Source organism: Pseudomonas sp. MF08875 (genome assembly GCF_059862525.1).
This window is the reverse complement of record NZ_JCBCUW010000128.1, coordinates 1-1114: the sequence shown is the minus strand read 5'-3', so window position 1 is coordinate 1114 and position 1114 is coordinate 1. Positions and strand designations below refer to the sequence as shown.

Annotated in this window: 1 protein-coding gene; it reads left to right on the top strand. The window is 59.7% G+C overall.

Annotated elements, in window-relative coordinates; translation table 11 throughout:
• Positions 1-55 precede the first annotated feature (55 nt).
• On the top strand, positions 56-1084 hold the full coding sequence (locus AC19YT_RS28250) for an IS30 family transposase (protein ID WP_017846207.1): 1029 nt from the start codon (positions 56-58) through the stop codon (positions 1082-1084).
• The last annotated feature ends 30 nt before the right edge of the window (positions 1085-1114 follow it).

The window sequence follows — 1114 nt, the reverse complement described above, 5'->3', positions numbered from 1 at the left end:
GGCGGCGGCGAAAACTGAGTGCAACACCTGACCTTTCCGGTACGGTGCTGTCCCTATGTCTTATTCCGAACTCAGCGTTGAAGAGCGCGCCACCATTCAAATCGGTCATGCCCAAGGTTTCAGCCTGCGCGGGATTGCCTGCTTGATCAACCGATCCCCTTCGACCATCAGCCGGGAGCTGCGCCGCAATCGAGATGCCTGTGGCGGCTACTCGGCCCGCGTGGCCCAGCAGCAGATGCAGGCCCGCCGTCAGGTGTGTCGACCGAAGCAAAAGCTGTTGCCGGGTAGCGAGCGCTTCGAATTGGTGGCGCATATGCTGCGTGAGCGTTTGTCTCCCGAGCAGATTGCCGGCAAGCTGCGCAGCATGAATATTCCCAGCCTCAGAGATGCCTACGTCTGTCGCGAGACGATCTATAACGCGATCTATGCCTTGCCAGTCGGCGAGCTGCGTAAAGAGCTGATCATCTGCCTGCGCCAAAGCAAGACGATGCGCAGGCCGCGCTCTGGCGGCGTGGATCGGCGCGGTCAGATCCCTGAGATGGTCAGTATTCATGTACGTCCGCCGGAGATCGAAGACCGACTGATGCCAGGGCATTGGGAAGGCGACCTGATCAAGGGCAAGGCCAACGCCTCGTCTGTAGGTACGCTGGTGGAGCGCACCAGTGGCTACCTGATGCTGGTGAAGATGAACGACGCGACGGCGACCTCGGCGATGGAAGGCTTCAGTGCAGCGCTCAATGGCATGCCGCTGGCGATGCGCAAGAGCATGACCTACGACCAGGGCCGAGAAATGGCGCGGCATGCTGAAATCACCCAGCAGACCGGGGTGGCGATTTACTTCTGCGACCCGCACAGCCCTTGGCAGCGCGGCAGTAACGAAAACATCAATGGCCTGATCCGCCAGTACCTGCCCAAGGGCACGGACTTGTCGGTGCATAGCCAGGAGGAACTGGATGCCATCGCACTGCAACTGAACATGCGCCCCCGTAAGCGCTTCGACTTCAAGTGTCCGATCGAGGTTATGGACGAGGTGATGCAGGAAGCTATGGCTATGCGGCATGATGCTCCAGCTTCAATTCAATAACCGTGTTGCACTCAGCTCCTGTAACCGCCC

Bases quoted from the DNA above. Each gene is read 5' to 3' on its own strand.
- AC19YT_RS28250 (WP_017846207.1), top strand. From the start codon at position 56: ATGTCTTATTCCGAACTCAGCGTTGAAGAGCGCGCCACCATTCAAATC.